This window comes from Micromonospora sp. CPCC 206061 (assembly GCF_036906915.1).
Classification (GTDB): domain Bacteria; phylum Actinomycetota; class Actinomycetes; order Mycobacteriales; family Micromonosporaceae; genus Phytohabitans.
The window spans coordinates 1-26379 of sequence record NZ_JBAKHX010000016.1 but is presented as its reverse complement, the minus strand read 5'-3'; the positions used below and the strand labels follow the sequence as shown (position 1 = coordinate 26379).

The 26379-nt window shown below is 68.7% G+C and carries 24 protein-coding genes and 1 pseudogene; 15 read left to right on the top strand and 10 right to left on the bottom strand.

Annotated elements, in window-relative coordinates; translation table 11 throughout:
* Entirely contained in the window at positions 1-552 is a 552-nt protein-coding gene (locus V6V89_RS14270; protein WP_334619574.1) for a TlpA family protein disulfide reductase, read from the top strand.
* Positions 549-2408, top strand: coding sequence for an ABC transporter ATP-binding protein (locus V6V89_RS14265; RefSeq protein ID WP_334619573.1), 1860 nt, complete (start codon positions 549-551; stop codon positions 2406-2408). Before V6V89_RS14270 ends, V6V89_RS14265 begins: the two co-directional genes overlap by 4 nt.
* A 119-nt stretch (positions 2409-2527) precedes the next feature.
* Here V6V89_RS14265 and V6V89_RS14260 read toward each other — a convergent pair whose 3' ends face one another.
* Positions 2528-3685 (bottom strand): FAD-dependent oxidoreductase, encoded by a 1158-nt coding sequence (locus V6V89_RS14260; RefSeq protein WP_334619572.1) that lies wholly within the window; start codon positions 3683-3685, stop codon positions 2528-2530.
* Positions 3686-3769: 84 nt separating this feature from the next.
* On the opposite strand from V6V89_RS14260, the gene V6V89_RS14255 reads away from it, so the two are divergent.
* The 5 genes and pseudogenes from V6V89_RS14255 (at position 3770) to V6V89_RS14235 (ending at position 7012) form a co-directional block, all read left to right on the top strand.
* On the top strand, positions 3770-4366 hold the full coding sequence (locus V6V89_RS14255) for a TetR/AcrR family transcriptional regulator (protein ID WP_334619571.1): 597 nt from the start codon (positions 3770-3772) through the stop codon (positions 4364-4366).
* A 77-nt stretch (positions 4367-4443) separates the two neighbouring features.
* Positions 4444-4575 (top strand): annotated as a pseudogene (locus V6V89_RS14250) (DUF4190 domain-containing protein); the annotation flags it as partial.
* 83 nt (positions 4576-4658) lie between these two features.
* Positions 4659-5585, top strand: a complete 927-nt coding sequence (locus V6V89_RS14245) for a hypothetical protein (protein WP_334619570.1) — start codon at positions 4659-4661, stop codon at positions 5583-5585.
* Between the two features lie 265 nt (positions 5586-5850).
* Complete coding sequence (locus V6V89_RS14240) at positions 5851-6399, top strand: DUF1062 domain-containing protein (protein ID WP_334619569.1); 549 nt, start codon at positions 5851-5853, stop codon at positions 6397-6399.
* Between the two features lie 409 nt (positions 6400-6808).
* On the top strand, positions 6809-7012 hold the full coding sequence (locus V6V89_RS14235) for a cold-shock protein (RefSeq protein WP_334619568.1): 204 nt from the start codon (positions 6809-6811) through the stop codon (positions 7010-7012).
* A 64-nt stretch (positions 7013-7076) separates the two neighbouring features.
* On the opposite strand, the gene V6V89_RS14230 is transcribed toward V6V89_RS14235, so the two are convergent.
* Both V6V89_RS14230 and V6V89_RS14225 read right to left on the bottom strand, forming a co-directional pair.
* A complete protein-coding gene (locus V6V89_RS14230) occupies positions 7077-8927 on the bottom strand; it encodes a hypothetical protein (RefSeq protein ID WP_334619567.1) in 1851 nt (616 codons plus the stop codon).
* A complete protein-coding gene (locus tag V6V89_RS14225; protein ID WP_334619566.1) occupies positions 8912-9721 on the bottom strand; it encodes an ABC transporter ATP-binding protein in 810 nt (269 codons plus the stop codon). The genes V6V89_RS14230 and V6V89_RS14225 overlap by 16 nt, the downstream gene beginning before the upstream one ends.
* Before the next feature lie 542 nt (positions 9722-10263).
* On the opposite strand from V6V89_RS14225, the gene V6V89_RS14220 reads away from it, so the two are divergent.
* Positions 10264-10587 carry a hypothetical protein gene (locus V6V89_RS14220; RefSeq protein ID WP_334619565.1) on the top strand — a complete coding sequence of 108 codons (324 nt, stop codon included), beginning with the start codon at positions 10264-10266 and terminating at the stop codon, positions 10585-10587.
* On the opposite strand, the gene V6V89_RS14215 is transcribed toward V6V89_RS14220, so the two are convergent.
* The 3 genes from V6V89_RS14215 to V6V89_RS14205 form a co-directional block, all read right to left on the bottom strand.
* Positions 10584-11294, bottom strand: coding sequence for a DNA alkylation repair protein (locus V6V89_RS14215; RefSeq protein WP_334619564.1), 711 nt, complete (start codon positions 11292-11294; stop codon positions 10584-10586). The two genes, V6V89_RS14220 and V6V89_RS14215, sit on opposite strands and share 4 nt — an antisense overlap.
* 65 nt (positions 11295-11359) lie before the next feature.
* A complete protein-coding gene (locus V6V89_RS14210; protein ID WP_334619563.1) occupies positions 11360-12244 on the bottom strand; it encodes an alpha/beta hydrolase in 885 nt (294 codons plus the stop codon).
* Positions 12245-12294: 50 nt separating this feature from the next.
* The gene (locus V6V89_RS14205; RefSeq protein WP_334619562.1) at positions 12295-13965 is read right to left on the bottom strand and encodes a TlrC/CarA/OleB/SrmB family ABC-F type ribosomal protection protein; all 1671 of its coding nucleotides are present in this window, start codon (positions 13963-13965) and stop codon (positions 12295-12297) included.
* 301 nt (positions 13966-14266) lie between these two features.
* Here V6V89_RS14205 and V6V89_RS14200 point away from each other — a divergent pair, with 301 nt between their 5' ends.
* Both V6V89_RS14200 and V6V89_RS14195 read left to right on the top strand, forming a co-directional pair.
* Complete coding sequence (locus V6V89_RS14200) at positions 14267-15211, top strand: NAD-dependent epimerase/dehydratase family protein (RefSeq protein ID WP_334619561.1); 945 nt, start codon at positions 14267-14269, stop codon at positions 15209-15211.
* 4 nt (positions 15212-15215) lie between these two features.
* Complete coding sequence (locus V6V89_RS14195) at positions 15216-16139, top strand: RNA polymerase sigma-70 factor (protein WP_334619560.1); 924 nt, start codon at positions 15216-15218, stop codon at positions 16137-16139.
* 56 nt (positions 16140-16195) lie between these two features.
* Here the strand turns inward: V6V89_RS14195 and V6V89_RS14190 are convergent, their stop codons facing one another.
* Positions 16196-16363, bottom strand: a complete 168-nt coding sequence (locus V6V89_RS14190) for an aspartyl/asparaginyl beta-hydroxylase domain-containing protein (RefSeq protein WP_334619559.1) — start codon at positions 16361-16363, stop codon at positions 16196-16198.
* A gap of 263 nt (positions 16364-16626) precedes the next feature.
* On the opposite strand from V6V89_RS14190, the gene V6V89_RS14185 reads away from it, so the two are divergent.
* Positions 16627-19401 carry a hypothetical protein gene (locus V6V89_RS14185; protein WP_334619558.1) on the top strand — a complete coding sequence of 925 codons (2775 nt, stop codon included), beginning with the start codon at positions 16627-16629 and terminating at the stop codon, positions 19399-19401.
* A gap of 53 nt (positions 19402-19454) precedes the next feature.
* Here the strand turns inward: V6V89_RS14185 and V6V89_RS14180 are convergent, their stop codons facing one another.
* Positions 19455-20075 (bottom strand): TetR/AcrR family transcriptional regulator, encoded by a 621-nt coding sequence (locus tag V6V89_RS14180; protein WP_334619557.1) that lies wholly within the window; start codon positions 20073-20075, stop codon positions 19455-19457.
* 81 nt (positions 20076-20156) lie between these two features.
* Here V6V89_RS14180 and V6V89_RS14175 point away from each other — a divergent pair, with 81 nt between their 5' ends.
* The 3 genes from V6V89_RS14175 to V6V89_RS14165 all read left to right on the top strand — a co-directional run bounded on the left by V6V89_RS14175 (position 20157) and on the right by V6V89_RS14165 (position 23866).
* Positions 20157-21191 carry a hypothetical protein gene (locus V6V89_RS14175; protein WP_334619556.1) on the top strand — a complete coding sequence of 345 codons (1035 nt, stop codon included), beginning with the start codon at positions 20157-20159 and terminating at the stop codon, positions 21189-21191.
* Between the two features lie 238 nt (positions 21192-21429).
* Positions 21430-21627 carry a hypothetical protein gene (locus V6V89_RS14170; RefSeq protein WP_334619555.1) on the top strand — a complete coding sequence of 66 codons (198 nt, stop codon included), beginning with the start codon at positions 21430-21432 and terminating at the stop codon, positions 21625-21627.
* 316 nt (positions 21628-21943) lie between these two features.
* Positions 21944-23866, top strand: a complete 1923-nt coding sequence (locus V6V89_RS14165) for an ABC transporter ATP-binding protein (protein ID WP_334619554.1) — start codon at positions 21944-21946, stop codon at positions 23864-23866.
* Positions 23867-23983: 117 nt separating this feature from the next.
* Here V6V89_RS14165 and V6V89_RS14160 read toward each other — a convergent pair whose 3' ends face one another.
* Together V6V89_RS14160 and V6V89_RS14155 are read right to left on the bottom strand one after the other, a co-directional pair.
* Positions 23984-24835 (bottom strand): cytochrome c biogenesis CcdA family protein, encoded by an 852-nt coding sequence (locus V6V89_RS14160; protein ID WP_334619553.1) that lies wholly within the window; start codon positions 24833-24835, stop codon positions 23984-23986.
* Positions 24836-24844: 9 nt separating this feature from the next.
* Positions 24845-25423 carry a redoxin domain-containing protein gene (locus V6V89_RS14155; RefSeq protein WP_334619552.1) on the bottom strand — a complete coding sequence of 193 codons (579 nt, stop codon included), beginning with the start codon at positions 25421-25423 and terminating at the stop codon, positions 24845-24847.
* A 150-nt stretch (positions 25424-25573) separates the two neighbouring features.
* On the opposite strand from V6V89_RS14155, the gene V6V89_RS14150 reads away from it, so the two are divergent.
* A complete protein-coding gene (locus V6V89_RS14150; protein WP_334619551.1) occupies positions 25574-26230 on the top strand; it encodes a hypothetical protein in 657 nt (218 codons plus the stop codon).
* Positions 26231-26379 lie beyond the last annotated feature (149 nt).

Genomic DNA, 26379 nt, shown 5'->3' with positions numbered 1-26379 from the left:
ATGCCGTTCCTCGTCACCGCCGTCGTACTAGTGGGCCTGCTGTGCATCGTCGACCTGTTGCTGACCTTCGCCGTCCTGCGGCGGTTGCGTGAGCACACGGAGGAGCTCGGGCGGCTCTCCGGAGCCGGTCACGTCTCGATGGGCGTCGACCGGGACAAGCTGATGGGCCGGGAGTTGCCCGAGTTCTCGGCGATCACCGTCGATGGCGCGGTCGTTTCGCGGGAGAGCTTGACCGGCGCGGTGGAGTTGGTGGGAATCTTCTCTCCCGGCTGCAGCCCGTGCCACGCGCAGGCGCCGCTGTTCGTCGCGGAAGCCGCCCGTATGCCAGCCGGGAAGACGCTGGCGCTGGTCGCCGGGTCCGGCGCCGAGGCGGATGACCTGGTGCAGATCGTCAAGGGCATGACCGACGTGGTGCTCGCGCCGGAGAGCATGACGGTGGTCAACGGGCTGAACATCGGCGCCTTCCCCACCTTCCTGCGCCTGGACGCCAGCGGCGCCATTGTGGACGCGGCCGTCTCCGTACAGGGCCTGGCCGAGCTCAGCCGGTCATGACGACGGCGGGATCCGCCGCGCCACCCCGACGTTCCCGGCATCTGCTGCGGCGGCTCGCCAGTGTCTGGGTACTAGGCTTCAAAGCCGGTCCGTGGCTCGCCGCCGGCCAGCTGGCCATCGCCATGACGCTGGGGCTCCTACCGGCGGCGGTGGCCTGGCTGACGAAGTTCATCATCGACGGACTCGCGGCCGGGGAAGCCGCACCAGCGCTGCTCGGCTGGTCGATCGGCTTAGCTGCGGCCGGGCTGGCCACCGGCGCGGCGCCGCAGTTGACGGCATACCTCGGCGCCGAACAACGTCGCCGACTGGACCGCCTCATGCAGGACAGGCTCTACACCGCGGTCAACTCGTTCCAGGGACTGTCGCGGTTCGAGAATCCGCGCTTCCTCGATACGCTGAGGATGGCCTCGCAGGCCAGCGGCGGCGCCCTCGTCCCGGTCACCACCGGCATGCTCGACGTCGGCCGGGCCGTCATCACCGCCCTGTCGCTGATGGCAACGCTGTACGTGCTCAGCCCCATGATGACCGGCATCGTGCTGGCCGCTGCGGTGCCGGCGCTGGTCGCCCAGATCATGCTGTCGAAGAGGCGCGTCAGCATGATGGTCTCCATGTCACCGACCGTCCGGCGGCAGATCTTCTATGGCCGGCTGATCACGGATTTGCAGGCCGTCAAGGAGATACGGCTGTTCGGCCTGGGCGACTTCTTCAAGACCCGGCTGCTCGCTGAGCTGCGCGACGTTCAGGCCGGCGAACGGCGCATCGATCGCCGGGTACTGCGCGTGCAGTTCCTGCTGGCGGCGCTGAGCGCCACGGTGACCGGCGGCGGGCTGATCTGGGCGGTGCGGACCGCGGCGCACGGCGGGCTGAGCCCCGGCGACGTGACCGCCTTCGTCGCGGCGGTCGCCGGTGTCCAGACCGCGCTGGGCGGTCTGGTCGCCGGCATCGCCAGTGGGTACCAGGCGCTGCTGATGTTCGACCACTACGCGGAGGCGACAAGCCAGCCGCCCGACCTGCCCCAGGCTCCGGCCCGCGACGGCAACGGCGCCGTGGCGGCGCTCCGGAGCGGTATCGAGCTTCGCGACGTCTGGTTCCGGTACGACGCCGCCCACCCGTGGGTCCTTCAAGGCGTCGACCTGACAATCCCTTATGGACAGTCGGTGGCGCTCGTCGGTCTCAACGGCGCTGGCAAGAGCACGCTGGTGAAACTGCTGTGCCGCTTCTACGACCCGGATCGAGGCGCCATCTACTGGGACGGGGTCGACATCCGAGACGTCCCGTCGGCGGCGCTGCGCCGCCGGATCGGCGTCCTATTCCAAGACTTCATGGCCTACGACCTGACCGCGGGGGAGAACATCGGTCTCGGTGACCTCGACGGCATTTCGGATCGGTCCCGGATCGAGCGGGCCGCCCGCGCCGCGGACGTGCACGACGCGATCGAGATGATGCCACGCGGCTACGACACCCTGTTGAGCCGCCTCTTCTTCAAGGAGAGCGACAAGGAAAACCCGGAAACCGGTGTGATGCTGTCCGGCGGGCAGTGGCAGCGGCTGGCACTCGCCCGGACCCTCATGCGTGACCGGTGCGACCTGCTGATTCTCGACGAGCCGAGCTCCGGGCTGGACGCGGAGGCCGAGCACCAGATACACCAGCGGCTGCACGTCCATCGGCACGGCCGCACGAGTCTGCTCATCTCACACCGGCTCGGCGCTGTGCGAGATGCCGACCTCATCGTCGTATTGGCCGGCGGCCGCATCGTCGAGCGGGGCGGTCACGCCGAGCTGATGGCCGTCGGTGGCGCCTATGCGCGCCTGTTCACCCTCCAGGCGACGGGTTATCGACACCCTGAGAAGGTTTGAGTGATGATCTACCGCCGCACACGCGGCGGTGCGAGGCAGCCGGCCTGGACCGCGCTCACCGTTCTTGATCTCCGCTGCGAACGTGCATGACTCCCTCGTGCGTATCCGCGGGTCGCTCGTCAGCGGTTCTGTCGTTCGATGCCGCGCCGGACGAGGCCACGGATTCCGGGAAGGGTGATCGCTCGGATCGTGACGTCGTTCAGCCATACGTGGAAGCGGCTCGGTGGCGCGTACTGATACATGCCGCGGCGCGCGAGCGCCTGCCGCTTGACGACCTCGGGGCGCAGGCGGGTCTCCCACTCCGTCAGAGCTGATGGGATGTCGTGGCCGTGTCGCTGCAGGGCGGTGCCGAGCTGTCCGGCGCCAGCGAGCGCCAGGGCCGCGCCGTGCCCGGCGAAGAGGGTGACGCACCAGGCCGCGTCGCCAAGGAGCACGGTCCGGCCGGTGCTCCAACGCGGCATGTCTACCTGGCTGACGCGGTCGAAGTAGGCGTTGGCCGGGTCGGTCTCCAGGTGACGGATCGCCTCGGGTACGCCCGCGGCCAGGTCTCCGAAGGCTGCGCGAAGGGCCTCCACCGGTCCGCGTTCCAGCTCCCGGCCGGGGTCCGCGCAGCGGTACGTGAAGAAGGCCGAGGACCGTTGCGACCCTAGATTGACGATTGCCGCGGTACGCCCGGGGCCGATGAACGTCGTGGCGGACGACTCGGGCACCGCCGCTATTGGATGCGCGAGCGGAAACGCCGCCACCACGTACGGCAGATCGACGCGATGATCGGGGCCGAACATCGCCGTCCGGGTCGCGGAGTGAACGCCGTCGGCACCGATGAGCAGGTCGGCGTCCTCGGTGGTGCCGTCGCTGAGCCTGATACCTACCCGGTCGGTGTCCTGGTTGATGGAGGAGACGGTGGTGCCGAAGCGGATCTCGGCGTGGTCGCGGACCGCTTCGTACAGTGCAGCCTCGAGGTCGCCTCGGAACACCGTCATGGTGCGGGCGCCCAGTGCGGCCTCGGCGACGGCTGAGGGCACTGTGAGCTTCGGCCGCCCGTCCGCTCGGACCAGCACGGTCGTGAACAGGCCCAGGGCGCGGTCGGAGAGGGCGGGGATCAGCCCGAGCCGCTCGGCGGCGTCGTAGCCCGTTCCGAGCAGGTTCACCAGGTAGCCGCCGCTGCGCCGGGCCGGGGCACGCTCCACGACGAGCGGGTGCCATCCGTCCTGTGCCAGTTGCAGGGCGGTGGCGAGACCGGCAATGCCTGCGCCGACGATCACTGCTCGTTTCATCAGTACTCCCGAGGCGAGAATGAGCTATTGCTCAAACAGTATGAGCATGTGCTCATCCGTGTGCAACACGCTTAGACTTCCGGCATGCCACGTGGAGTCGCCATCGCCGAACCTCGGCAGCACCTGTTCGCCGCCGCGGAACGTGTGATCGCGGCAGAAGGCCCCAGCCAGCTCACCAGCCGAGCCGTGACCCGCGAGGCCGGCGTCGCCACGGGGCTGCTGTTCGCCCACTTCGCGGGCTTTGACGACTTCCTGATCGGCTACGCAGTCGACCGGAGCTTCCAGATCGCCGCCGCCACGGCCGGCCTTGCCGGCCGCGCCGGCACCGGCACGATCGCCGCGAATCTCAGCGAGACAGTCCTGGCGACCCCGTTGATCACGCTGCAGGCAGTCACCCGGCTCGTCGCCTATCGGCCGACGCTGGCAGCAGACGTCGAAGCGGTGCTAGGCAACGGAAGCGCCGCCCTGCGGCCACTCGAACGCACAGTCGTCGAATACCTGGTCGCCGAGCAACAGATCGGACGTCTACCCGCAGGTGCCGACACCGAGGCGCTGGCTCTGGCCGTGATCGGCGTGCTGCACCACGTCGCACTCACCGACGGAACCAGTCCTGCGGCAGATAGCCGCATTCGTCGAGCCATGACCGCACTGACCCACGGCTCCCAAGCCATCACCTCCTGATCCCGATCGTTACGCGGTCCGGGTCGGAGAGCGGGATTCGGTCGTCCACTGCGCAGGCCGGCGGTACGGTGGCCGGTACCAACGTGATGGCGATCCTCGCGTTGGTCTTTGCCTTTGTATTCTCACCGCTTGGCATCGTCTTCGGCGCCGTGGCGAAGCGACAGATCGCCCAGACCGGTGAGCAGGGCCGCGGCTTGGCTACGGCCGGCTTCCACGGGATCGGCGTCAGTGACGGAAGTCACCCTCCGGTACGGGTGCCGAATTAGTCCCACATTTTGCCAGGCTTGCGGACGTGACAGTTCGATATATCGGCTCTGGACCCTACTGCTACGCCAACTCCCTCGCGATGGTCATGGATGCGCAGGCGCCCCAGCCGTCGGCGATCGAAGTAGTTACCGGATCCCCGTTCGGGGCAACATTCATTGCCGGTTTGCCGTACTTCAGCCCGGCTGGCTGGGATCCCGACATCGGTCTCGACCCCGCGATCGCGGCGCTGGGCTGGGCATGCGAGCGTACCGCCGGAGGGGATGCCACCGAGGCGATCAGCCGACTGCGCGAGGCGAGCGAGGTCGGCCCTGTACTGGTCGGGCCGGTCGAGTTCGGACTGCTCCGTTACATGCCGGGTATGGGAACGCCCATCGGTTCAGACCACTTCGTCGTGGTGATCGGGGTGGACGATGCCACTGTGACACTCCATGATCCACACGGCCATCCATACGCGACCTTGCCTCTTGACGCGTTCGTGGCCGCGTGGCGGGCGGAGACCGTGCCCTATCCCTCGACGCCGTTCACAATGCGAGCCGGTTTTCATCGCATTCGCGACGTGGACGTGGCGACGGCGCTACGCCGCTCGCTGCCCGATGCCATGCGATGGCTGGACGCTTCGGCCGGTGAGCCCGCCACGGCCGGATTGCCGGGCGCAGGCAATGCGGTTGAGCGCCTCGCCGGTCTCGTCACCGCGGGGCTCGACGAACACACATACGGCCACCTGGTGCATTTCGCGGTGCGGGTGGGAGCTCGTCGGCTCGCCGACGCCTCGGCCTGGTTGGGCGCGATTGGTCACGACAGCGCCGCCGAGATCGCTGATATGCAAGCGAGGCTGCTCGGCACCATCCAGTACGACCTGGTGACAGGAGATCATCTCGCCGCAGCCGCCGCACTGCGCAAGCTGGCGCCAAGCTACGCACAACTTCGGATCGCGCTCGCCCAAGGGCAATAGGCGCTCGAGCGACTCAACGCCATGGCCGGCGCGTGGGACGCCGCCGGCGACGCACGACGGATCGGCACCTGCCCGACAACCTTGGCGCCAAAACCAGTGGAGCAGCGCCGCTGTGCGCATTACCGTGCTGTCGAGCCAGGTCGTCTAGTCAAGGACATGCCGTTGTACACCATGTGAGACCTCCCGAGAGCTGATTTGTCGCGCGTCGCGCATGTGCGCCGCGCTCCATCTTGCTGCGGACTTCTCACAGAAATGGTGTACTTCTGTGCTCAAAAACTGGGTGGTCGTACCCACCTGCCTGCCGCTCGTTCGCCGCCGTTGCCACGCGTGCGCGTCCGAGCGCTTCCGAGCAAGCGGTAAGTTTCGCGTCAACGCAAACCACAAGCTCATCGATGCTTGGCTCCTCGCGCTCTGTACCGCTTGCGGGGAAACTGCGAAGCTCACGGTCCTGGAGCGGATGAATGTGCGCTCCGTACGACCTGAGCTGCTGGACCAACTGCATGACAACCACCCTGGCCTGGCAGCTGAGCTGCTCCAGGATCCGGTTATGCAGCGCCGTAATCGCATCGCCCTCGACTGGGACAACGCCTGGCGCCTTGACACCGGCGGATCGGATCACCTGGATCGCGAGGCGATCGACGTCTCGGTTCGCTTTGCGGCGCGGATCCCAGTCCGACCGGTGCGACTGATCGCTGACGGTTGCGAACTTTCGCGGGCCGAGGTCGGGAGACTGATCACGGAGGGGAAGCTCGTTTCGGCAGTCCGGCTGAGCGGCAAGCTCTCCGGCGACTTCACCTTCACGCTCAAGCGCTGAGTCCTCCCCGGGATCACGGGGCCTGTCCGGCATGATCCGCCGGACAGGCCCTCGGCGAACATATGGCGCGCGCCCAGCACCCTTACAGCCATATCGGTGGATGGTAGTCATGATCTTTCTCCCGGCTGGTCGTCGCGGTCGGTGTGTCGCCGGGTTTCGAGCGTCTCGCAGGACCCTGCGTCGGCAGTGACCGTCGTCACCATGGGGACTGGCGGGAATTGGCAGCCGGGCGAGCCGGTTGTACCGGGTGGTCGAACGTTTCTGTGTTACGTGGTTTACCTCTTCACGCTCGCGGATCCCGCGAGCGTGCCGCTGTTTCTTGCTTGAGATGGTGCGGTACCGCCGCTGCGACAACCGGCCGGCGGACCGCGACGCGGTTCGCGTCCCATCCCAACCAAGGAGACATCACATGGCCCAGGGCACTGTGAAATGGTTCAACGACGACAAGGGCTTCGGCTTCATCACGGTCGATGGCGGAGGCGCTGACGTCTTCGTCCACTTCTCGGCCATCCAGACGCCAGGCTTCCGCAGCCTGGCCGAGGACCAGCGGGTCGAGTTCGACATCGCGCAAGGTCCCAAGGGTCCGCAGGCCGAATACGTCAAGGCCCTGTAAACCCTCAGATACCCCGGTACGGCCCCGCAACGGCGTGAGGCCGCAACGGTCAGCCTGCGGCCCCTCATCCAGGTGAGGGGCCGCAGCTGTGTCTGCCTTTGGTGGTGAGCTGGATCGCTTGGAAGAGCAGGAGAATCCCGAGCATCACCATGAGGATGGCTATCGGCCAGCGCAGCGGATCCGGGAAGTACAGGGCGAGGAACCACAGCCTCAGGTCGGCGCCGGCGAGCAGGATCATCACTGGCACCACGCCCTGCGGGAAGAGGCAGAGCGGGCCGAGGATCCAGGAGAAGACCGCGACGAGGCTCTCGCGCCTGGTCAGCTCGACCGTAGGCACGTCGGCTTTGACGGTGGTGGTCTCCGCGGCGTGTCCGGTGCGTAGGTGGAACAGCATCTCCGGGCCGCGGGACCGCAGCCGCTTGACGGCGACCCGTCCCAGCCACCACCCGAGGAGGGCGCCGGTGGCGAGCCCGACCGGGCCACCGGCCCACAGCAACGCGGCGTTGTCGCAAACGGTGCCGAGGACGACGGTCACGACAGCGGGAACCGGCGGTAGCAGACCGACCCAGAACAGCACCTGGGACTGCCACGGAGTCTCGGCCTGTTCGAGCGGGTTGTCCGGCCGCTTGTGCGCGTCCGGGCCGGGCGCCAGCGCCACGACCGAGGTGAACACGGCCAGGCCCACGCCGCCGCCGAGCAGCGCCGGCACCAGCGCGAGCAGCCACGGCCAGGCCCAGGTGTATCCGCTGTAGAGCGTGAACCCGACCGTGACGGCGACCGTGAGGGGCCCGAACACCAGCAGGTACGCCCACTGCCGGCCGCGCACATCCTGCCGTTCGGTGCCGGTCTGCAGGGTCAGCCACAGCGCGGTGCCGTCCTCGCCGTAGAGGTTGCAGGCCACCGTGGCCGCCATCAACGCCATGGCTGGGCCGGCCCACGGCAGTGTCGCGTTCCAGTCAAGGGTCAGCGGCAGCAGCGCGGTTCCCAGCGCCCACCCGAGCACGATAGCCAGCATCTGGATCCGCGCCGGGTCCCGCCACCAGGTGCGCAGTTCCTTGCGGACGACGGCGGCGGTGCGCCCGGCGAGCACGGGCCGGGTGGCGCGGGGCGCATGGCCGCTGCCGCGGATCGTCGCCCGGCCGTGGCGAAACGAGCCGAGCGTGCGACTCCATCCGAGCAGCAGCAGTCCGATCAGCGCGACCATGGCCGCCAGCAGACCGACCGCGCGCCACCAGTGTCCATTGTGGGTTGTCTCGACGGCGACCACGCCCCATCCGGACGGGATCGCCCGCACCACAGTGGAGTATTCCGACGGGAAACCGGTGGTGAGGACGTCCGAGTAGATGAGCGCGACGACGACGATCCAGCCGGACTGGGTGAGCACCAGGAACGCGGCGAGCATAAGCCCGGTGAACGCCGAGCCGACGCGCCCCCGAGCGATCAGACCGAAGAAGCTGTAGGACGCGCGTGACAGCAGCACCACCAGCACCAGCTGCAGCGTGGCCGCCGGCACGGCGACGAGTGCCGGTAGCACGCCCTGCCGGAGGCCGTACACAATCAGGCTGAGAAACGCCAGCGCGGTGACCGCGGTCGTGACGCCGACGAACGCGGCGCCGAGCAGCCCGACCGCCAACTGCCGGCGCGGCACCGGCAGCAGCGCGAAGTGGTCGACCCGCAGGACCGACGAGGCGCCCCACACCGGGCCGACCACCCAGCCGAGCAACCAGACCAGGTACGCCGTGGCGAGAAGATCGGGGACCACGCCAGGCCCGGACGGGTCCACCAGGCTGAGCCAGACGGTGGTGGCGGCGGCCAGGACGCCGAGCACGCCACCGATGACCATCAACGCGGCCCGGCCGCCCGTCATGGAGTTCCGGATGATCGCCAGCTTCATCCGGATCAGGACGCCAACCACGACAGCCCTTCCGCCACTCGGGCGTCGCCGCCGGCCAGCCGGACGAAGGTCTCCTCGAGCGAACCTGCACCCCGGACCTGGTCGAGCGGACCGGCTGCCACCACCCGGCCCTTGACCATGATGGCCACCGTGTCGCAGAGCTGCTCGACCAGCGCCATGACATGGCTGGAGAGCACCACCGAGCCGCCACCGGCGACGAACCGTGCCAGGATCTGCTTCAACGCCACCGCCGACACCGGGTCGACCGCCTCGAACGGCTCGTCGAGCACCAGCAGCCGGGGCGCGTGCAGCAACGCGGTCGCCAGGCCGATCTTCTTCCGCATACCGGTCGAATAGTCCACGACCAGCGTCCGTTCGGCGTGCGCGAGGTCCATCACCTCGAGCAACTCCTGGGTCCGCTCGGCGACCGCGCTCGGATCGAGGCCCCGCAACTGCCCGAGGAACGTGAGCAGTTCCCGCCCGGTCAGCCGCTCAGGCAACGCGAGGTTGTCGGGCAGCACGCCGATCAGAGCTTTGGCGTGCACGGGGTCGGACCACACGTCGACACCGAACACCGTCGAGCTGCCGGCGTCGGGGCGCAGTAACCCGACTGCCATCGACAACGCCGTTGTCTTGCCGGCTCCGTTCGGCCCGACCAGGCCGTAGAACGATCCCGCAGAGACGGTCAAGTCCACGCGGTCGACCGCGGTGAGGTCACCGAAGGTCTTGGTCAGACCGGTCAGGCGCAGCGCGGCGGAACCGTCGGCTGTGCCGGACGAGCGTGAACCGGCGGCACCGCTGAACAGTTTCGGCATCCGTTCCCCCGGCCGTCCCTCTTTGCCCGCAACCGATCAACCGACAATATGCTCCGCTAACAGTCGCACAGGCGCGCGGCCGGGCCGTCCTGCCCCTGGGGCGCCGCCCGGACCCACGCGACGCGCGCGCCGGTGGCTGGTGGCGGCGATCGCCGCGGCCACGGTCGTGCTTATCGCCGGCGCGGCAGTGGCCGTCGTACTGCTGGTCGCTGGCGGGCCCGCAGACGAGGGTCCAGGGCACGATGGAATAGATCGTTCACTCCCAACCACGCCGTCCGTCCCGCCCGTACAGGCCGAACACTCGTGCGGTGCGGTACCAAACGAGCGCGATGCCTTACACGACAACCCCCGAGCTGCGTCGAGCGCCTACCGATCGATTCCTCAGGTACCTTCAGCGGAGGCTTCGGCGTCTAGGCGGACGTCATTGGTTGTGCACGTCGACGGCGCGTCGCCCTGCCATGCCGGCAGCGTCAGTTTCGCCTTGAGCAGGTCGGACTTGACGATCCGGGCTGGCCACACTGCTCACCTCGACGGTGGGCGTCGTGACCTTGTCGCAGTCCGCCGCGAGCGCCGCCCAGATCCCCAACTCGGTCAACCAGACGGCGTTCATCTGGAATTGCCCGACCGGCGCGCCGGCCTGCTTCCCAGGTGCGCAGACGCGGGTCGGCGACGTGCGCGTGGGCGACCCGATCGCGGATCTGTGCCACGGCAACTTCAACGGCAGGTTGAAGAACCTGGTCTGGAACCAGACCGGCCGCGCCGGCGCCGCCGAGCGCACCGGATTCCTCTACTTGGGCGAAGCTTTGATCACAGGCGGGGGACCGGCGCGGGACGCGCGGCCTTGGCGGTGGGGACGACCGTTTTAGACCACACCGGAGAGGTACTCGGCACGTCGCTGCGGTTCGAACTTCTCGATCGCGTATCGCAGCATGACCCGCGGCATGGCCCGGTAGTGTCGGACCAAGAACTCCTCCTCCGCCGCTCGGTCGCGTTTGCCCACTTCACGCAGCATCCAGCCGACCGCCTTGTGCACGAGGTCGTGGGGGTCGTGTAGGAGCCGTTCGCTGAGCCGGAAGGTCCAATGGAAGTCGCCGGCTTTGATGAACGCCAGTGTCGCCATGATGGCGATCCGCCGGTCCCATACCAGTCTCGACCCGGCCAACCGATCCAGTACGCTGCGATCCTTGTCGATCAGCCACGGGCCGACGATGTACGGCGCCGATGAGTCCACCAGGTCCCAGTTGTTGATTCGGCCGGTGTTGGCCAGGATGAGACTGAAGATCCGGCCCCGCTGTTCCTGGTCGCCCTTGGTGAACTTTCGCACCAGGATGAAAAGCGACGTCAGCCGCTCCTCATGCACGCTGCTGGTCAGCAGCCGCGCCGTTTCGGTCAGCGAGAGCTCACGCCAGTACCGGCCAGCCACCCTGCGCTGCTCCGGCACAGAAACGCCGATGGCCCGGTCACCCTCGCCATACCCGCCTGGAAGCATCTGCAGAAACCGGGCCACTTGCTCGGCCCTATGCGGGTCGGCCAGGCTGGCGAGTTCGTGACGGACGTCGGCAGTCGTGGCCATGACTGTGCAACCTACCGCGACCGCCGGTACCCCGGAGTGTGGTGGTGGTGGTTCCCGTACGCCGGTTAGTGGCTGATTCGCTGCTCGACCCAGGTGAGCAGTGTGCTGGTGTAGTTGGAGCTGATGGATTCGAGCGTGTTGGTCGCGTCGAGGGTCGGCTGGTGGGTGCAGCCGGCGAGCCGGTGGATGGTCAGGTTGTCGGTGCCGGCGGCGCGGCGCCACACGGCGATGCTGTCCTCGGCGGGGGTCCATTCGTCGGACTCGCCGTAGAACAGCAGCGTCGGGCAGCGCACCTGCCTGATGACCGGCTCCGGGTCGTAGTCCATGTCGTCCCAGGTGCCGGGGTAGCTGTGCAGGTCGCGCGGGACGTACGCCAAAGGAAACCACGGCCGGTCGGCGTACCGGTCGATGACCGCCTGTGCGGTCCCGCGGTCGATGTGCCCACGGACGGCGGATTCGAGTGCCTGGCGCAGGTTGGCCAACTCGGCGAGGTCTGCGGCGCTGTAGCCATGCCGGAGCAACTGCTGTGCCGTCCCGTACCGCATCTGGACCGCCGGGCTCGAGCCGCTGGTGGCGACCAGGACCAGGAAGGCGATCAGTTCGGGCCGGCGGGCCGCGACGAGGGACGCTGGCCAGGTGCCTTGGCTCCAGCCCCACAGGCCCACCGGGACGTCACCGACCTGGCGGCGCAAGCGGGCGACGGCTGCCAATGCGTCGTCTGCCTGCACGGCGAACGGCACGTCGCCCTGCTCACGTGGGCGGCGGTCGAAGCGCAGCACCGCCACACCGGACCGAGGAAGCTCGCGTGCCAGGTGCTCGTACAGAACGTACGAACGCTGGGGCATACCGGAGCCGTGCAGGACGACCACCGCGCCACGCACCGGCCCGTCGAGTGGCACGTCGAGCGTGGCGGGCAGCGACACATCGCCAGCGTCGATAGAAAGCTCCATCCCGCCAGTCAACCACTGCCGGCGAATGGCTTCACCGTATGCCGTTCCCGCTAAGTAGCCATGCCGGCGTGGGCCAAAGGTGTGGCGTGCTGGAGCTGCGCGACGCGGCCGGCGCGCAGCTCCAAATGGGTGCCGGTGAACCGGGCGCGCATGCGGCGGTCGTGCGTGACGATGACCACCGCGCCCGGGTACTCCGCCAGGGCTTGCTCCAGTTCCTCGACCAGGGCGGGGGAGAGGTGGTTCGTCGGCTCGTCGAGCAGCAGCAGGTCGACCGGTTCGCTGACAATGCGGGCCAGCTCGATCCGCCGCCGTTGCCCGTACGACAGCTCGCCCACCCGCAGCCGCAGATCGGCCGGCCGGAACAGGCCGAGCGAGAGCAGTTCGTCGGCGTACTCGTCCGGGTCGCCCGGCCGCCCTTGTGCGAACGCCTGCGGCACCGTCAGGCCGGGCGGCCACGGGGTTTCCTCCTGTCGTAGGTGCCCGGTCCGACCGCGCGTGCGTACCGTTCCGGCGTCTGGCCGCAGTTCTCCGGCCAGGACGCGCATGAGGGTGGTCTTGCCCGCTCCGTTGGGCCCGGTGACCAGGAGCCGTTCCGCGCCCCCGATTCGCAGCGACGGCACGTACAGCCGGTCGGCGACGCGAATCCCGGCGAGTTCCGCGGCCGCGTCCGGCGCTTGGCTGTCGGCGCCGGTGATGCGGGCCGCGAAGACCAGCGGGTCGGGGGGCGGCGCGACGGGGTTGCCGGTGAGGCGCTCGATGCGCTCCTTGGCGTTGCGGATGCGCCCTATCGCACCGTGGTCGCGGCTGCGGGCCCGGAAGGCGCCGTGTCCGAACGTGGCCATCGGCACCTTGCGCGGAATCGCGTCCAGGCGGGCCGCGTTCGCTGCCGCCAGCTTCCGGTTGCGGGCCAACTCGGTGCGCCAGTCCTCGTACTCCTGGAGCCGACGCCGGCGTTCGGCGGCCTTGGCGGCGAGGTACCCGTCGTAGCCGTCGCCGTAGCGCGCCACCTTGCCATCGCCGACCTCCAGGATGGTGGTGGTGACCCGGCCCAGGAACTCCCGGTCGTGGGTGACCGCGAGCACCGTGCCGCGGTGCGCCCGCAGGTACGCCTCCAGCCAGCCCACGGCCTGATCGTCCAGGTCGTTGGTCGGCTCGTCGAGCAACAGCAGTTCCGGCTGGGACGCCAAGGTGGCGGCCAGCGCCAGCCGTGACCGCTCCCCGCCGGACAGCGTGCCAAGCGACCTCGCCCGGTCCAGCCCCGGTAGGCCGAGGCCGTGCAACGCGATGTCCACCCGGCTGTCCGCCGCGTACCCCCCGCGCGCCTCGTACCGTGCCACCAGCCCGGCATACGCCCCCAGCGCGTCCGCGAGCTCCGCTCCCGCGAGGCCGTGCAGTCCGGCCTCGGCGCTGCGCAGCCGCGACTCAAGCTCCCGCAGGTCGGCAAGGGCGAGGTCGACCGCGTCCTGGACCGTGGCCTCTGGCGGCAGCGCCAGCGATTGGGCGAGGTAGCCGATGCCGCCGGGTGCGACCACGACCACCTCGCCGTTGTCGGGCCGGTCCGCACCGGCGATGAGTCGCAGCAGCGTGGACTTACCCGCGCCGTTGTCGCCGATGATGCCAGCCTTTTCACCCGGCTTGACGGTGAAGGACACCCCATCCAGTACCACGTGGTCGTCGTAGCGACGGGTGACGTTGTGTAGAGAGAGTTGGGCAGTAAGCAAGGAGAGTCCCCTGTTTCGCGTACGCCGCAGCACCCCGGGCACGCGGCGTAGGCATGCGTCGGTAGTGGAAGCGTTAGGGCGGATGGACAGGGCGCGGCGGCGGAGCGAGGCGCTCAACGCGGTCGCGCGGGGACTCTCACAGGGAACCCATGCGGGCCAAGATATCCAACGCACCCGGGCTCTGCAACATCATTTGGTCGGCGAAGCGGCCGGCTCAGCCGGGTGTGAGCTGGGCGACTGCCAGTCATGGGACGCCCGGCTGTCTCGTCTCCGTATGTGAGCACGAACGAACGGAGGCATCATGAAGATCTTCATCGCCGGAGCGTCCGGTGCGATCGGCAGCCCACTCGTCGCACAGCTCGTGGCGCGTGGCCACGAGGTCGTCGGCACGACACGTTCGGCCGCCAAGACAGGCGCACTGCGCGCGCTCGGCGCCGAGCCGGTAGTGGTCGACGCGCTCGACCCCGAAGCGGTGGCCGACGCCGTGGCCAAGGCGGAGCCTGAGGTGATCGTCCACCAGCTCACCGCGCTGGCCGGACCGCCGGACTTCCGGCACGTGAAGCGGATGGCGGCCGCCACCAACCGGCTGCGCACCGAGGGCACCGACCACCTGCTGGCGGCCGCACGTGCCGTCGGCGTACGCAGGTTCGTGGCGCAGAGCAACGCTTCCTGGATGGAGCGATCCGGCGGGCCGGTCGCCGACGAACGCGGCGGGATCGAGCCGAACCCGCCGGCGGACGTGGCCGAGAGCGTGGCCGCGCTGCGCCACCTGGAGGGCGCCGTGACCGGCATCAGCTGGGCTGAGGGCATCGCGATCCGCTACGGTGGCTTCTACGGGCCAGGGACCGGCATGGAGGACGCGCCGGATGCCGTCATGGCCGCGCTGATCCGTAACCGGAAGTTCCCGATCGTCGGCGGCGGTAATGGGGTGTGGTCGCTGGTGCACATCACCGATGCCGCGTCGGCCACGGTCGCGTGCATCGAGCGCGGCAAGCCCGGGATCTACCACGTCGCCGATGACGATCCGGCACCGGTGCGCGTCTGGCTGCCGGAGCTGGCCCGGGCGCTCGGCGCCAAGCCCCCGCGCCGCGTGCCGGCCTGGCTCGTCCGCTTGGCAGCCGGTGGTGGGCCGGTCGACATGATGACCCGGGCCCGTGGAATCTCCAGCGAGAAGGCCAAGCGCGAGTTGGGCTGGACGCTGCGATACCCGAGCTGGCGCATCGGTTTCGCCGAGGGTCTGCGATAGTCAGATGACGGTCTCGGAGCTGTACGGCGAGCTGCGTCCCAGGGCGTTCGCTATCGCCTACCGGATGCTCGGCAGCGTCAGCGAGGCCGAGGACGTGGTGCAGGAGGCGTTCTTGCGGACGCATCAGACCCTGCAGCGCGACGAGCAGATCGCCTCGCCGCGGGCGTACATCGCCACGCTGGTCACCCGGCTGGCCATCGACCAGCTGCGCTCGGCGCGGGCGCGCCGGGAGCGGTACGTCGGCGAGTGGCTGCCGGAGCCGCTGGTCACCGGCCCGACGCCGGCCGAGCACGCCGAGACCGCCGACTCGCTGTCGCTGGCGTTCCTGGTGCTGCTGGAGAACCTGTCGCCGCAGCAGCGGGCCGCGTTCCTGTTGCGCGAGGTGTTCGACTATCCGTACCCGGAGGTCGCCGAGATCATCGGCACCGACGTGGACAGTGCGCGGCACCTCGTTGCTCGGGCGCGTACCCACCTGCGGGATCGCCGGCCGCGCTATCACGCCTCTCGGCGGCAGCGAGAGGAACTGGCGCGGAGCTTCTTCGCCGCCGCCGGGCAGGGTGACCTGCGGGCGCTGGAGGCACTGCTGGCACAGGACGTTGCGTTGCACGGCGACGGCGGCGGCAAGGTGCCCGCGCTGGGCCGGCCCGTCAACGGCCGGGAGCGGGTGGCGCGGACCATGGTGGCCGGGATGTCGGCATTGGCGCGCTTCGGCGTGCGCCTCCAGCCGATCGAGGTCAACGGTGGGCCGGGCGCCATGGCGTTCGACGCGCAGGACCGGCTCGTCGGTGTCTTCGGGCTCGGCATCGTCGACGGGCGGATCCAGACGATCCACTCCATCGTCAATCCCGACAAGCTGCGGCACCTCGGCGAGGTCAGCGACCTGGGCCTGCGGGCGCGCGCGGGCATGCGGCCGGGCCGGGACGCCTGAATCCGCGCAACGAGTCGGTGTGGCGGCGTACGGGCGCTGCGACTTCGGCCGGGACCTCATCGAGCTCGTCCATGCCGCGTGCGGTTCCACGCTTCGTGGTTGACCGTGTCGTCCAAGCCGAACAGGTCGCCTTCCTGCCAGCGGCGGGTCTGGGTGCCGACCCGCGGTGCGCAGTCGCCGTCGGGCACGACCAAGCCGAGGTGAGCGCGGTAAACGGTGGTCACCCAGCCTAGAACGAAAACTGCTCCTGATCGATGAACACGCGCACGAGATAGCCACGAGACTGTCCCTGGTCGGGGTGCCTGCGGGAGCGACGGCGCGGATCAGAGTCGGGAACGCGATGGGTTGCCTGCCGGGGCTAACTACGACAGGATCGCCCGTGAACGATCCCGGCTGTTGCGTATGACCGCGTCCCGTTCTGGCGCTCGGTCATGCTCGCTTCGGCCGGGTTGTCGGTTGACCGGTCAACGACGGCAGGAGACCGCTCATGACAGTCCCTTCTCGGCATCTGCGGCGACGCGTGCCCGTCCTCGCAGCCTCGACCGTTGCGGTGCTGTCCCTCGCGTTCGTGGGGCCGCCGGCGCCGTCCGCCGCGGCGGTGCGGCCCGCGGACGAGACGATCTCGGCGACGACGCCGGAAGCCGGGCTGCGTGAGCTGCGCCTGGACGACCCGTCGATCGACTGGAAAGAGGTCGTCGTCGACGGCGGCGATGTCGAGCGCCGACCGGACGGCACGGCGTACAACCTCTTTGGCGGATTCGGTTCGGTCTCGTGCAACAACACGTCCAACCTGCTGCTCGACTACAAGGAGGAGAATCCGCGCGCCTACTGGCAGATCATGCGGATGCTCTTCGACCCGGTCAAGGGCGCGGGGCTTACGCATATCAAGGTCGAGCTGGGTGCGGACAGCAACAGCTCGTCCGGAGCCGAGCCGGCGACGAAGCGCAGCGCCGACGAGCCCGCGAACGTGTTGCGCGGCGCCGGATTCCACTTCATCGCCGATGCGCTGCGGATCAACCCCGATATCGAGGTGGAGGCCCTGCGCTGGGGCGAGCCCTCGTGGACTGGCAACGACTGGACCAAGCGGTACCAGTGGTACAAGGAGACGATCGACGCCGCCTACGACACGTTCGGCGTTGAGTTCGACTGGATGAGCCCGGCGCAGAACGAGGTCCGGCACGCCGACTACCAGGTGTCCGAGCTCAACTGGACGGTCCAGTTCGCCAAGTGGCTCGCGCGTGACGCTGCCGCGCCGGACGCGCGCTACGACTACTCGCAGATCAAGATCGTCGCGCTCGACTCCTACCGGGACGGCAACAACGTCGCTGGGCGGATCCTCGCCAACCCGGAGGCACTGGCGAACGTCGACGCCCTCGGTTTCCACTACGACATCGAGGGTGGTCCGAACGTTACCCGGCTGAACAAGGAGTACGGCATGCCGATCCTGTACTCCGAGGGTATCGCCCCGATGATCGACCCGCAGTACCGCCTCGCCGCCGAGCCAGCCCGGGGTGGCGTGGGCGGCACCGTGTCCGCCGCCGATATCGCTGACCGATTCATCAACGCCTACCGCTGGAGCGGCGCGGGCAGCGACCCGGCGCACATGACGACATTTCTCTTCCAGCCCGCCGTCAGCGCCATGTACGAAGGCACCCAGTACTCCCCGAAGCACCTCATCCGGGCCTCCGACCCGTGGTCGGGGTATTGGGAGGGCGACGTCGGGATCGTCACCGTGCGCCACTTCCACCAGTTCATCGACCATGGATGGGAATACATCGAGGGCGCTACCGGTGGCGACGGCACCAAGGGCGACGGCGGCACCAACGTCGACACCTCCACTCGCACCATCCTCACGGCGCGTAAGCCCGCGAGTGCCGAAGGTCGTCCAGAGTGGACCCAGGTGCACGCCAACAACACCCTGACGGATCGGTACTTCGAGGTCAAGGTGGCGGACCTGGGCAAGCGGAGCCGTCCGTTGTACGCGTGGGAGACGCGCGGACCGGACGCCGGCGAGTCGTACGACGCCAACTATTTCCAGAAGATCGGCTACTACGCCCCCGTGCGCAGCGAGGTGATCGAGGGCGTCAAGCATGACGTGTACCGCGTGCGGGTGCCGGCGTCATCGATCGTCACCCTGTCGACACTTCCGCGTGGCGTCCACGGCACCACGGTGTCGTACCGGCCGGGCGACTTCGCACCACGGGCACGGGACGAGATCCTCGGCTTGCCCTACCGGGACGATTTCGAGTACGACGGCTACCCGACCAAAGTGGTCGGCGGTCGCAAGATGACCTACCTCGAGCGCCGCGGCGGCACTCCGCGGTACACGGCCGACCAGGATGGCGCGTTCGAAGTGGTCGCGACCAACGATCGCCGTCATCGCCACGTGTTGCAGCAGCAGAACCACGCCCACAACCGGGGGTATCTGTGGAACGTGTGGGGTGACGGCCGGCAGAACGTGCCGTCGACGGCCGCACCGTCGACTGTGCTCGGCGACCATCGGTGGGCCGATTACACCGCGACCGTCGACTTCCGGCTCGACCTCGTCGACCGGGATACGACGCTGGCGAACTTCGCCGGCCTGGGAGTCCGGCAGGTCTACGCCCGAGGTGGCGACCAGGCCACCTACGCCGCCCGCGTCCACGAAGACGGCCGCTGGGAGTTGCGCCAGCTCGACACCGTCGTCGCGTCGGGCACCGTGGCCAGCTTCGATGCCGGGGCATGGCATACGCTGTCCGTCTCGGCTCGCGGGAACGTCATCTCGGCGACGCTCGATCGAGTTCAGCTCGCGGAGCATGTCGACACGTCGGTCAACCCGGTGCTGACCGGGCGGGTGGCCCTGGTCAGCGGGTACTACAACACCCACTACGACAATCTCGCGGTCACGCCGGTCAAGGGCCACACCTGGAGGTCCGAGAAGGTCGATGACTCCGATCCCCGGATCGCCTACCCCGACGGCTTCACCTTCGTCCGGGCCGGGTTCGCGCACTTCAACCGCACGCAGCACGTGCTGGGGGCCGGCCAGTCGCTGGCGCTCGATTTCACCGGCACCGGGCTGAATCTGTTCGGGGCAACCGGCGCGGCGACGCTGGAGGTGCGCATCGACGGCCGAACGCCCAACACGGTGCAGGTCGGGGTCGTCGGCACGAGGCAGACCTCGTACTGGCTGCGAGGGCTGTCACAACGCCACCACAACGTCACGGTTCGTGTCGTCAGTGGGACGTTCACCCTCGATGGCATCGATGTCCTGAGCGGCCGTTGAGCACGCGCCCCGGTGCCTGCCGGGGCGCGCGCCATTGTTGTGGGGGTTGGCCGTCAATCCGGCGGCACCGGTAGAGGTGTCGCCGGGGCTTCGGCCGCGAGGGCGTCCAGATGATGTGCGATGGCGGCTGCCAACGACTGGGCGGTGTGGATGTCCGGTCGCATGGCCGCGTGGACGGCGAGGCCGTCCAGCAGGGCGTGCAGGCGTCGGCTCTCGGCCTGTATGTCGGTCGGGGCGAGGCCGGCTGCGGACAGGTCGGTGATTATCGTTTTACAGCCGTCCCGGAGGGCGTCGTATCCCTCGTCCCGTAGGGCTCGAAGTGCGGGGTCGACCATGGCCCGGGATGTGAAGGCCAACCAGACTTCGTTCTCTGCCTGACGTTCGTCGTCGAGTGGGAGCAGTTCGGCGAGCACGCGCTGCGCCCTCCGCCTGGGGTCGGGCTCGGGTTCCAGTGCGGCGAGGCGGGATTCGATTCGGTCGATGACCGTCCGGAACGCGAACACCATGAGCTCGGACTGGCTTGCGAAGTAGTGACGCAGCGAGCCCATCGACAGTCCCGCCTCGCGGGCGACGTTGCGGACCGAGGCCTGCTCAAGACCGTCGCGGCGTATCACCCGCCATACGGCTTCGACCAGCTCCCGTCGACGCTCTGCCGGATCCACCACCTTGGGCATTGACCTTTTATAGCACAGTCGTGTTACGCTGCGGCTCGTGTTAGTACAGTCGTGTTACAAAGATCCTGGAGGCAGCTGGTGATGATCTCCCGCACCGGCCTGCCGCCACGATCGCCCTGGTCTGCCCTGAGCGCGTTGCTGCACAAGCGCAGCGTGCGGCTGACGGCCATCGGCTGGCTCGCCGCCAACGTGCTGGTCCTGGCGGTGGCGGGAGACGCACTCCCGTTCGACTGGCCGGCCGCTGCGACCCGCACCCCGGTCGGCCATCTGGTGGACGCCAACCTGGCCCTGGCGGAGGTGCTCCTGCTCACCCTGCTGACGTATCGGCTCACCCGTGGCCGGACGCCGCCCAACCTGGCCGACCGTGCGCCGGAACGGTCGGTGGCCGCCCGGGAGACGCTGTTCCTGCTTCTCTATGGGGCTGCCGGGTTGGGGCTAGGCTTCGTCCTTGCCCGACTCGCCGGATGGCACCCTTTTGGGCTTCACCTGGCCGGCTCGATCTACGGAACGCACGACCATGTCAGCCCGATCGAGTCCCTCGCCTGGGCGACCTACAACCTCTTGGTCTACGCGGTGGTTCCGCTCCTGTTCTTCCGGCGGCGCTACTCCGCCGAGGCGCTCAACCTCCGATCGAGCAACCGCCGGGCCGACAGCGTTCTCATCGGCGTAGTCCTGGTGATCGAGACATTGGTCCAGATCGCGGTGCTCGCCCCAGGGATCTTCGATCTGAGCCCCGGCCAACTCGCGCTTGGGGCTCCACTGACCTTCACGCTGTACCTGGCTGGCGCCGTCCTACCGGCCATGATCTTCATCTACGCGATCCTGGTGCCGCGCTTCCTGCGACTGACCGGATCGACGGCGGCCACCGTGATACTCGGCGGTCTCACCTACACGGCGCTGCACATCTGGGACGCCTGGACGGTTTTCACGTCTCCGGGCAACGCCGTCCTGTCGATCGTCTTCCTGCTGTTGACCTACTTCGCGCCGGGAATGTTCAAGACGGTGCTCACGGTGCGGACCGGCAACGCATGGGTTCACGTCTGGGCCTACCACGCACTGGCGCCACACACCCTCATCGACGCACCACACATGGTCCACGTCTTCCATCTCAAGTAACGGCACACCGGCCGCCACCAACCGATCGGTAGTAGCCCCACCGAGCCGACGACCTGATCCGTCCACTATGGAAATGTGTTATGGCTCACGGCGCCAGTCCGAGCCCGCCTCAAACGAGCAAGTACCTCTGCGCGTACGGTTGGCCTTTGGGGTACGCGGCGGTACCCCAAACCCCGCCGGCTCGCGTTTTGGCAAGCGGGCAGCACTCTTCGCTCAGTCGCTTGCATAGGAGCCGAAAATGACCAGTGAGGAAACCCCCGACCGAATCCCGAAGGCGTTCGGATCATATGGGGATCTTTTCCAGCCGGAGCCGGAGCCGGACTCCGAGACGTCGGGACCGCCCCGGTCGGTGCCCGACGAGAGTGAGGCCGCGATGACGCGGCTTCGAGCACCGTTCGACGTCGGACCCGTCAAAGCGGTCGAACACCGCACCTGAGCCGACCGGACCGGGATCGCGCTGCGGTGGTGGCGCGCGACATTCCCGACAACGCCCGATTCCTGATGTTGTACGACGTCGACTACATCGATCCGGACATCCAGACCGTCAGGTTCAAGGTGTGGCGCTAAGAGCTCCACACGCGACGACATTCACGCCTCCCGACATGACCCACAAAATGGAAGGCGGCGCCGCACGAAACCCCCTAGCCTCGCGAGGAGGACCACTCCCATCGACACGAAGAGGAGATTGATCATGAGGACGTCCGGCGGTTTCCCGGGTTCCTTGTCTGTCTCCACCGCCGGAAAGGCACTTCGTGCTAGGACTGTTCGAAAGCCCTGTTAACCCCTTCCCCACCGGCCCAAAGCCGACCCCTGCCGCCAGCGTCCGGCAGTTCCTGCTGCAGGAGCTTCGGCCGCTACGGCCGGTCGTAGCGGCGGCCGTCGCCACTACGATCCTGTGTGCCGCGATCGAGGTGTGGCTCATCGGGTACGCCGGATCCCTGGTCGACACGCTGGCGGGCGCGAGCCCGGACACGCTCTGGGCCGGCCACGGCACCGAACTGCTCACCGTGGCCGTGTTCGTGTTGCTGATCAGACCACTGATCAACCTGGTCGGCGAGGCGTTGGACGATATCGCGTTCCGCGCCAACGCCCGCTCGCTCGCCCGCTGGCGGGCACACCGGCACGTGTCCCGGCAGTCCGTCGGCTGGTTCCGCGACGACCTCGCCGGACGCATCGCCACCTGGGTCCGCGACGGCGGCGATGCCGCCAGCACCGCCGCCTACTCGGTCATCCACACGCTTGTGTTCGTGATCGCCTACATAGCCGGCTCGGTGTGGCTGATGTCCACGATCGACGCCCGCCTGCTGCTCCCGCTGGCCGCCTGGATCCTGGCGTACGCGCTGCTCATGCTGTGGGCAGTGCCGCGTTACCGGCGCGCATCGGAACGCCTGCAGGACGCGGAGTCCGCGCTGACCGGCCTGCTCGTCGACTCGTACGCGAACGTCGACACGCTCGCGCTGCTCGGCGGCCAGGATTCCCGAACCGAGCACGACCGCCGGGTTTTCGCGCTGGCCAGGCGCGCGCATCTGGACCTCCAGCGGGTCGAGGTGACGATCAACAGCACCATGATGGCGCTGAGCAGCGCGCTGCTGGTCGGACTCGTCGGATACGGGATCGCGCTCTGGCGTACCGACGCCGCGCCCTTGGGACTTGTCGCCGCCGCACTGGCGCTCAGTTTCCGAATCACCGCGATGGCGGAGTGGCTGTTGGACGCCGTGTCGTCGCTGTTCGGGTCCGTCGGCGCACTGCGTCGCGCCCTGCGGACCATCGCGCAACCGCTCGCGGTGGCCGACAAACCTCAGGCGACCCCGCTGCGGGTGCGGGGTGGAGCCATCAGCTTCTCACGGGTCAGCCACCACTATGGTCGCGGTGAGGGCGGGCTCGACCAGCTGAGCCTCGACGTCGCCGCCGGTGAGCGGGTCGGCATCGTCGGCCGGTCCGGTGCGGGCAAGTCCACGCTGGTCGGCCTGCTGCTGCGGTTCCACGACGCGGAGTCCGGCAAGATCACGATCGACGGCACCGACATCACCGACGTGACACAGGAGAGCCTGCGCGCCCAGATCGCCATGGTTGCCCAGGAGGCCGCCCTGCTGCACCGCTCGGTCCGGGAGAACATCGCGGGCCCCGGTGGCGCCGGCGATGCGCAGATCGAGGCAGCGGTGCGCCGGGCATCCGCCGACGGGTTCGTCGCCAGGCTGAGGGACGCGGATGGCCGGACCGGCCTGGACGCGTACGTCGGCGAGCGGGGCGTGCGCCTGTCCGGCGGACAGCGGCAGCGGATCGCACTGGCCCGCGCGTTCTACCGGAACGCGCCGATCCTGGTGCTGGACGAGGCCACGTCCGCGCTGGACTCCGAGGCGGAGGCCGCCATCCACGAGACGCTCGGCGAGGTGATGACCGGCCGTACCGTGATCGCGATCGCGCACAGGCTCTCCACCATCGCCCGGATGGACCGGATCGTGGTCCTCGACGCCGGCCGGATCGCGGAGCAGGGAACCCACGCCGAGTTGCTCGAACGTGGCGGCCTCTACGCGGACCTGTGGTTGCGGCAGTCCGGCGGATTCCTCGGCACGGCCGTCGGCCAGGGCGAGGCGCACGCGCGCGTTCCGGCGGATGGGCCTGGTGCGGTTGCGCCAGGCCCGGGGGGCGCTGGCCGGCACGCGGATACCGGCTGAGCTCGCGCGGCGGCGGGGGAACGCCAGGGGAGTGGTTTCAGGTGCGGAGCGGCCGGAAGGCCGCCCGCACCTCTCCGGCTAGTAGTTCGGGCTCCTCGGAGGCCAGTCGGTGTGGAGTCAGCGTCTCGTACGGCGCAACAGTTGCGCGGCCACGGTCGCGAGCAGCAGGGCGGCGAAGGTCGCTGCCGCGACTGCTGGACCGGCCTGGTCCAGCCAGCGTGCGATAGTGGCCTGGGCACGGGTGGCGGTGTCGATGATCGGGTCGGTCGTGTCACCGTCGCGGAAGACACGCAGTTCGTACCAGCCGTACCAGGCCACATAGCCACCGGCGACCAGCAGCAAGCCGCCGGCGGCGCGGTTGATGAACGGGGCGGCGCGGCGTATCCGGAGGATCAGCGAGGTCCGGGCAAGCGCCACAGCCATAGCTACCGTGCCGATGACGAGCGTCATGCCGGCGGCGTATGCCAGAAACAAGCCGACGCCAGCGAAGACGGAGTCGGTGCGGAACCCAGCGACCACTACGGCCAGGAACGGGCCGATGGTGCAGCCCAGCGAAGCGATCGCATATGACGCGCCGAACAGAGTTATGGCGCCGAACCGGCGGCTCACCTCCGGTCCCGTCCCGATCTTGACACCCAGTGCCGGGAGTTGCCGGCCGGCCAACAGCCACCCGCCCGCGGCCAACAGGACCAGCCCGATCGCGATGCTCACCCAGGGCAGGTGCCGGGCGACCAGGTCGGCGGCGGGCGCGGCCAGCAGGCCGAACCCACCGAACACGGCGACGAATCCAGCCGTCATCGCCGCGGTCAATGTCAGAGCGCGGCCGGCGGCGCGGCCTCGGCCGCCCTCGGCCGTACTGTCATCGAGGATCAGGAACGACAGATACGCCGGCAGCAGAGCGAACCCGCACGGGTTGACGGCAGCCAGTAGTCCCGCCACCAGCGCCAGCGCGTACGGGGCGTCGAACACCGTTGGTCCTCAGCCGGCCAGCGCGGTGACCCGATCGCGCAAGGCGTCCGGACTCAACGGTCCCTTGTGGACGACCGTACCGCTCCTGTCGAGGATCACGTAGTACTCCTGAGTGGTCACGTCGAAGCGCCGCCAGATTTCGCCCTTGTCGTCAGCGAGGTTGACGAAACCTCCGATGCTACGGTCAGCGACGAACTCGCGCATCGCGGCGTCGCCGCTGTTGAGCCCGGCAACCCCGACCACTGTGACCTTGCCTGCGAAGTCTCGCTGGATGCCCGCCACGTCGTCCGCGGCCGCGCGGCAGCGCGGGCACCACGCCGCCCAGAACCACAGCACAGCGGGCTTGCCGGCCAGCGTCGCCGCGTCGAACTGTGCGCCATCCACGGTGGTGGCGGTGAACCGCAGTATCTGCGGCGCGTCGGGGGCGGCGCCACTCGTGGTGCTCGCGGGGCTCGGCGACGGCGACGGTGTGGTGGCGGCTGTGCTGGTGTTCGCGGTCGAGCTTGATGCCGGCGGAGCGTCCGCGCCGCAGCCGGCGAGGACCAAGGCGACAGCGACGATCCCAACGCCGCTTCCGATCCGGGACATCGAACCCCCATTTACGCTTGGGCATGGCGTAACCAGCTAACCACGACGGTTGCTGATGAACCTCTTACCAAATGCTTACAGCCGGCAGGGAGTTCTTACCGGATTCTTTCGCCGCGGTTTTCGCACCCGTTGGCGCCCTAGGATCGCCGGATGCGCACCCTGCGAACGGTCGTGCTCGTGACAGCCACGCCGGTCCTGTTGGCCGCGGTCGGGCTCGTCCATCCACACCTGTTGACCGCGGCCACGGCCGACCGGTGGGTCACGTTGCACATCGTGCTGCTGCCGGTGTTCCCACTGCTCGCCCTCGGGCTCGTCGTGCCGCTGTGGGGGCGTCCGGCCCGCGATGCGGTTGGCGTCGCGACGGTCGCTGTGTGGGTCGGCGCCTTCATCTACGCCACCTTCTACACCGGGCTCGACACGGTTGCCGGCGTGGCCGCCGGCACGGTGGCCAGCGAGGCCGCCGGCCGGGCCGAAGTCGGCGCGTCGGTGCAGGCCCTGTTCGATACTGGCGACCGGCTCGGCTATGTGGGCGCGTACGCTCTCGGAGCCGCGACGCTCGCCGCGTCGGTGGCGCTGTTCCTGCGGCACGGTGCCCGCACCGTACCCGGCTCGCTGCTGCTTCTTGCCGCCAGCTACTCGTTTGTGGACAGTCACATCTTCTGGCCACGCGGTGTGCTGACCATGGTGGCCTTTGCCGCCGGGTTCGCTCTGAGTGCCGTCATCAGCACGAGATCCGAACGGCACCTCCAGAACAATCCGAAGAATTCTCTGTCGACGTTGAACCGTTCACGTCGTCTGATCGGGTGAACTACGGAGAGTGGTGAGTGACCTATGGTCATCCCAGGCAATCAATGCATGGATGCACGTACTGGCAGTAGCCAGGGGATCCATCACGGAGGTGAACGTCTGGTGTTCGCGGGCAGGGTCAGGCAACGACGAGGCGCTGGTTCGGCGGG